The 6764-nt window shown below is 54.9% G+C and carries 4 protein-coding genes; 3 read left to right on the top strand and 1 reads right to left on the bottom strand.

The features are described 5' to 3' along the window. Positions 1-145 precede the first annotated feature (145 nt). The 3 genes from rsgA to mscM all read left to right on the top strand — a co-directional run bounded on the left by rsgA (position 146) and on the right by mscM (position 5558). The gene (rsgA, locus tag WCC56_RS02935; protein WP_424690947.1) at positions 146-1207 is read left to right on the top strand and encodes a small ribosomal subunit biogenesis GTPase RsgA; all 1062 of its coding nucleotides are present in this window, start codon (positions 146-148) and stop codon (positions 1205-1207) included. Positions 1208-1313: 106 nt separating this feature from the next. Continuing rightward, entirely contained in the window at positions 1314-2213 is a 900-nt protein-coding gene (gene asd / locus WCC56_RS02930) for an archaetidylserine decarboxylase (protein ID WP_424690946.1), read from the top strand. A gap of 9 nt (positions 2214-2222) precedes the next feature. After that, a complete protein-coding gene (gene mscM, locus WCC56_RS02925) occupies positions 2223-5558 on the top strand; it encodes a miniconductance mechanosensitive channel MscM (protein WP_424690945.1) in 3336 nt (1111 codons plus the stop codon). A gap of 36 nt (positions 5559-5594) precedes the next feature. Here mscM and epmA read toward each other — a convergent pair whose 3' ends face one another. Then, entirely contained in the window at positions 5595-6572 is a 978-nt protein-coding gene (gene epmA / locus WCC56_RS02920) for an elongation factor P--(R)-beta-lysine ligase (RefSeq protein WP_424690944.1), read from the bottom strand. Positions 6573-6764 lie beyond the last annotated feature (192 nt).

The following is a 6764-nucleotide window of genomic DNA, read 5'->3' as shown; positions in this document are numbered from 1 at the left end:
CCGGTCATTTCTAAGTCAATCCAAATCAGGTTACTGGCATTTGCGGTCATAGGGATCCTCACCGTGGCTTATATCATCAAACATTAGGGTGTATCATAAACGTTTTGCCCTGTCAGGGCGAAGCCTGCCAACCATGTGAGGAAGAGTGAGTAAAAACAAACTGTCCAAGGGTCAGCAACGTCGCGTCAGTGCTAACCACGACCGCCGCCTTAAACAACGTGCGGATAAACCAGAGCCCGATGACAGCCTGTTTGGCGAAGCGCGGGACGGTGTGGTCATTAGCCGTTTTGGTATGCACGCCGATGTGGAAGATGCGGATGGTTCAGTGCACCGCTGCAACATTCGCCGCACCATTCGCTCGCTGGTCACCGGCGACCGCGTGTTATGGCGTCCGGGTGTTGAAGGAAGTGCCACCGTTAAAGGGATTGTTGAGGCCGTTCATGAACGCACCTCGGTCCTGACTCGCCCAGACTTTTACGACGGCGTGAAGCCGATCGCGGCCAACCTCAATCAGATTGTGATTGTTTCTGCGATCCTGCCTGAGCTGTCACTGAATATTATTGACCGCTATCTGATAGCCAGTGAAACGCTGGAGGTAGAGCCTCTGCTGGTGTTGAACAAAATCGACCTGCTTGATGAAGCAGGACGTAAATTTGTTGAAGAACAGATGGATATCTACCGTCGCATTGGGTATCGCGTATTGATGGTTTCCAGCCATCAGAAAAACGGTCTGCAAGCGTTGGAAGAAGCGCTGGTTGGCCGCATCAGCATCTTTGCTGGTCAGTCTGGCGTGGGCAAATCCAGCTTGCTGAATACCCTTTTGGGGCTGCAACTGGGCGTTAATGAGATCCTGACGAACGACGTCTCTGACGTCTCTGGTCTGGGTCAGCACACCACCACCGCCTCACGCCTGTATCACTTCCCACAGGGCGGTGATGTGATTGACTCCCCTGGCGTCAGGGAATTCGGTTTATGGCATCTTGAGCCGGAACAAATCACCCAGGGATTTGTCGAATTCCGTGAGTTTTTAGGCCACTGTAAATTCCGCGATTGTAAGCATGACAACGATCCGGGTTGTGCGCTGCGTGAAGCCGTAGAAAACGGCAAGATTGATCCTGCCCGCTTTGAAAGCTACCACCGAATTCTGGATAGCATGTCGGATATGCAACTGAAAACACGGCGCAGTTTTTCAGAAAACAGTAACTGATCCCGGCCTGTCTGCATCACGCAGACAGGCGTCATAGCCTAATCACCAGGGCGCTGTTACAATCCGCCCCGTTTCTCTATTTGTCTGATCAAGCCAGGAGGCTACCGTGTTGGATCGTTTTAAACTTGGTCTGAATAACATTCTGCCTAAAAAAGGCCTGACTGAACTGGCTGGCTGGGGCGCTGGTAAGCGCGCAGGCTGGCTCACTAAAGCGGTTATCGATGCGTTTGTCTGGTTCTATAAAGTCGATATGAAAGAGGCTCAGAAATCAGACACGGCGAGCTATCGCACCTTCAATGACTTCTTCGTCCGTCCGTTACGCGACGAAGCCCGGCCAATTGAGACCGATCCCAATCTGCTGGTGCTGCCTGCCGATGGCGCAGTCAGCCAGTTAGGCCACATCAACGGCGACCAGATTTTCCAGGCGAAGGGTCACACTTATTCGCTGGAAGCGCTGCTGGCTGGCAATACCGCCATGGCAGAGATGTTCCGTGACGGCGAGTTCATTACCACTTACCTGGCACCAAGGGATTACCACCGCGTGCATATGCCTTGCAATGGCATCCTGCGCGAGATGATTTATGTCCCCGGCGATCTTTATTCCGTCAATCCGCTGACGGCGCAGAATATCCCTAACCTGTTTGCCCGCAACGAGCGCGTTATTTGCCTGTTTGATACCGAATTTGGTCCTATGGCTCAGATTCTGGTGGGAGCAACTATCGTGGGAAGCATCGAAACCGTCTGGTCCGGCACGGTAACCCCTCCGCGGGAAGGCGTGATCAAACGCTGGAGCTGGCCGGGTGCCGAAGAAGAGGGTTCGGTCGTGCTGCTGAAAGGCCAGGAAATGGGCCGCTTCAAGTTGGGCTCAACGGTGATTAATCTGTTTGCCAAAGACAGGGTAAAACTGGCCGAAAGTCTGACGCCAGAAACCAAAACGCGCCTGGGTCAGACGCTCGCCATCGCACTGCAGAAAACCAGTGCGGAAGAAGTTTTACACCACCCATAGTAGACGCCTATGTTACGCCTGATTCTTCCAATTTTGTTGGGCTGGATACTCCTCCAGCCCGCCTGGGGCGCCAGCGCCCCTGATACCGCCCAAATCAAGCAACAGCTTGAAGAAGCTAAATCAGACAAAACCACGCCGAATCAGGCGGAAACGGTGGATGCGCTGCAGTCGACGCTGAACTGGCTTGATGAGCTGCAAAAATCTCAGGCCAATTCAGATGCCTACCAGCAGATCATTGATGGTTTCCCGAAGCTTTCGCGCGATCTGCGCCAGCAGATCACCGCGCTGACTGATAACCCAAAAACTATCAGCAATACCATGACCGCCCCTGAACTCGATCAGGAGATCCTGCAGGTCAGCAGCCAGCTGATTGAAGAGGGTCGCCAGGCACAGCAGGAGCAGGATCGAGCCCGTGAGATAAGCGATTCACTGGCTCAACTTCCGCAACAGCAAACCGAAGCCCGTCGAGCACTCAATGATATTGAACGCCGTCTGCAAGGGCAGCCTTCAGCCACCACGCCTTTAGCCCAGGCACAGCTCGCGGCCCGCCAGGCGGAATCGGCGGCACAAAAAGCCCGGGTTGATGAGCTCGAACTGGCTCAGCTGTCGGCAAACAATCGTCAGGAACTGGCAAGAATGCGCGGCGAGTTCCATCAGCGTAAAGCCGCTCAGCTGGATGCCTATTTGCAGGACTTACGTAATCAGCTGAACAGCCGTCGCCAGCGCGAAGCCGAAATCGCCCTGGAGCGTACCGAGCAACTGGCTCAAAACAGCGGCGAACTGCCGAAAAATCTCGATAAACAGTTCCGTGTTAACCGCGAACTGTCTAATGATCTCAACCAGCAGGCCCAAAGAATGGACCTGGTGGCCTCGCAGCAGCGAACGGCCAATAATCAGACCATTCAGGTGCGTCAGGCGCTGAGCACAATCCGCGAGCAGTCCCAGTGGCTTGGCGTCTCTAACGTGCTTGGCGAGGCGCTACGAGCTCAGGTTGCCCGTCTGCCTGATATGCCTAAGCCCCAGCAGCTTGATAATGAGATGGGGGAACTGCGTGTTCAGCGGCTGCGCTATGAAGATCTGCTCGAACGTCAGCAGCAGCTTCGTCAGATTAAGCAGGATGATGGCAGCCCGCTAACCACAGAACAGAAACGTATTCTTGATGCGCAAATCAAAACGCAGCGCGAGCTGATCGGTTCGCTGCTCTCAGGGTGTGACAATCTGATCCTGGAAGTGACCAAGCTGAAGGTGGCGAATGGCCAGCTTGAAGATGCGTTAAACGAAGTCAAAGAAGCCACCCACCGCTACCTGTTCTGGACGGCGGATGTGAATGCGTTAAGCCTGAATTTCCCGATGGATTTGGCGCGTGACCTGAAGAGCCTGCTGTCGCTGGATACGCTCGGCCAGCTGGGCGGCGCGATGGTGATGATGTTCACCAGCCGCGAAACCCTTATCCCGATTATTGGCGCCGTGCTGCTGGTTGGCTTCAGTCTCAGCTCCCGCCGCCACTACCGTGATTTTATGAACCGCTCGGCCAGCAAGGTCGGCAAAGTGACGCAGGACCGTTTCGGTTTAACGATGCGTACGGTGTTCTGGTCAATTCTCGTCGCCCTGCCCTTGCCGGTGCTGTGGATGGCGCTGGGTTATGGGCTGCAACATGCCTGGCCTTATCCTATCGCGGTAGCTATTGGCGATGGCATAACGGCAACCGTGCCGTTGCTGTGGGTCTTTATGATCAGCGCCGCTTTTGCCCGCCCGCAGGGATTGTTCATTGTTCACTTCCGCTGGCCTCAGGCCCGCGTTGCCCGCGCCATGCGCTTCTATTCGCTGTGCATCGGCCTGGTTGTGCCGCTGATTATGCTGTTGATAAGCTTCGATAACCTGGAAGATCGGCAGTTCTCCGCCACGCTGGGAAGACTCTGTTTCATCCTGATTTGCGGTGCGCTAAGCCTGGTCACCGTCAGCCTTAAGCGTGCCGGCATCCCGCTGCATCTGGACAAAGAAGGCAGCGGTGACAACCTGATTAACAAGATGCTGTGGAATCTGATGATCTTCATTCCACTGTTTGCCGCGCTGGCGTCCTGTATTGGCTATCTGGCGACTTCTCAGGCGCTACTGGCAAGGCTGGAAACCTCCGTTGCTATCTGGTTCCTGCTGCTGGTTATCTACCATATTATCCGCCGTTGGATGCTGATCCAGCGGCGCCGCATTGCCTTTGATCGTGCGCGAAATCGCCGTGCTGAGATCCTCGCCCAACGTGCGAAAGGCGAAGAGGAAGCGGTCGTTCCTCAAAGCAACTCCGACACGCTTGAAGTGGAAGAACCGGTAATCGATCTGGATGCCATCAGCGCGCAGTCTCTGCGGCTCGTTCGTTCCATTCTGACGCTGGTTGCGCTGATTTCGGTGATTGTGCTGTGGTCCGAAATTCACTCGGCGTTTGGCTTCCTCGAAAACATCCGTCTGTGGGATGCCAGCACTACGGTGCAGGGCGTTGAAAGCCTGCAACCAATCACGCTGGGATCGGTGCTGATTGCTATTCTGGTGCTGATCATTACCACCCAGCTGGTGCGGAATATGCCTGCCCTGCTGGAACTGGCACTGCTCCAGCACCTGAGCCTGACGCCTGGCACTGGCTATGCCATTACTACCCTGACGAAATACATCCTGATTTTCGTTGGCGGGCTGGTCGGGTTCTCAATGATTGGTGTGGACTGGTCGAAGTTGCAATGGCTGGTTGCCGCACTGGGTGTGGGATTAGGCTTTGGGTTACAGGAGATTTTCGCCAACTTTATCTCCGGCCTGATTATTCTGTTTGAGAAACCGATTCGCATCGGCGATACCGTCACCATTCGGGATTTGACCGGCAGCATTACCAAGATTAACACCCGCGCCACCACCATCACCGACTGGGACCGCAAAGAGATTATCGTGCCGAATAAGGCCTTTATTACCGAACAGTTTATTAACTGGTCGTTGTCAGACTCGGTGACCCGCGTGGTGCTGACTATTCCAGCCTCTGCTGAAGCCAACAGTGAAGAAGTGACCAATGTCCTGCTCACAGCAGCGCAACGCTGCCAGTACGTGCTGGAAGCCCCGCCGCCGGAAGCCTATCTGGTGGATCTTCAACAGGGTATTCAGCTGTTTGAGCTGCGTATTCACGCCGCAGAGATGGGGCACCGCATGCCGCTGCGCCATGAGCTGCATCAGCTTATTCTGCGGGGCTATCAGGAACACGGGCTGGAAATGCCGTTCCCACCTTTCCAGGTGCGCATGGAGACGATTGGACGCAAGACGCCAGCTCAGAATGGGGCTCCGGCTGCACGTTCTTATAAATCAGGCGGGTTGTAAAACAGCAGAGGCGGCAGTCCGCCGCCTCTTGAACGCTCAGCAGCGATCGACCGGGAAGGCAATCACTTCGCTCAGAGAGTCGGCTTTCAGCGCCAGCATCACGATGCGATCGACACCTAAGGCTACGCCTGAACAATCCGGCATCCCATGCGCAAGCGCAGCCAACAGGTTAGTGTCAATGGGTTGCTGAGGAAGCCCACGAGCCGCACGTTTCCGGTTATCCTGGTCAAAGCGTTGCTTCTGCTCGCGGCTGTCGGTCAGTTCGCGGAAGCCATTCGCCAGCTCAATCCCCTTGAAGTACACCTCAAAACGCTCTGCCACGCGGTGATCCTCCGTGCTGATCTCCGCCAGGGAAGCCTGACTGGCCGGAAAGTGGTATACAAAGGCCGGCTTATCTTTACCGATTTGTGGCTCAACACCCATCATAAACAGCAGTTGCAGTAGGGTGTCGCGGTCTTCTTCGCGGTTAGCCAAATCGCCCACGCCCAACTTCTCAGCCACTTCACGCAGCTGAGTTTTATCAGCCGACAGCGGATCGATTTCCAGATGGCGAATAAAAGCCTGCTGATAAGAGAGCGTTTCTGCCGGGGCGCATTCCAGCACCTGCTGTAACAGGTCATCGACTTCGTTCATCAGCCGGTACATGTCGTAATGCGGACGGTACCACTCCAGCATGGTGAATTCTGGATTGTGGTGGCGTCCCGCTTCTTCGTTACGAAAGCTGCGGCAAAGCTGGAAGATCGGGCCACTTCCTGCCGCCAGTAAACGCTTCATATGGTATTCAGGGCTGGTCATCAGATAGAGATCGAGTCCCTGCGCCGCGCCCGGCCCGACAAAGCGGGTCTGAAAAGGAAACAGATGAATATCGGTCACCGTGGCCTGGCTCATCGCCGGGGTTTCCACTTCCAGCACCCCGCGATCGGCAAAGAATCGCCGAATTTCCGCCATAATCGCCGCACGCTTCAGTAAATTGCTTATAGATGCGCTAGGCTGCCAGCTGGCCGTATCGCTCATTGTTTCTACTCCTCATCAGACAGGGTGAAGCAGTCTACCCGTACGGACATGAACACACAAATTTGCACCGAAAAATTCCCCTCATCACTGAAGATCGCCGTGCGATTGCACATCTCCTCAGTGAAAAATGTCGGCCAGATCGCGCTTTTTCTGTTTATTTCTCATACCAATACCCGAACATATCAAGTTTAG

The sequence above is a fragment of the Erwinia sp. genome, from assembly GCF_049696395.1.
In the GTDB taxonomy this organism is placed as follows: domain Bacteria; phylum Pseudomonadota; class Gammaproteobacteria; order Enterobacterales; family Enterobacteriaceae; genus Erwinia.
The sequence above is the reverse complement of the archived record's forward strand: the minus strand, read 5'-3'. Positions and strand labels throughout refer to the sequence as shown.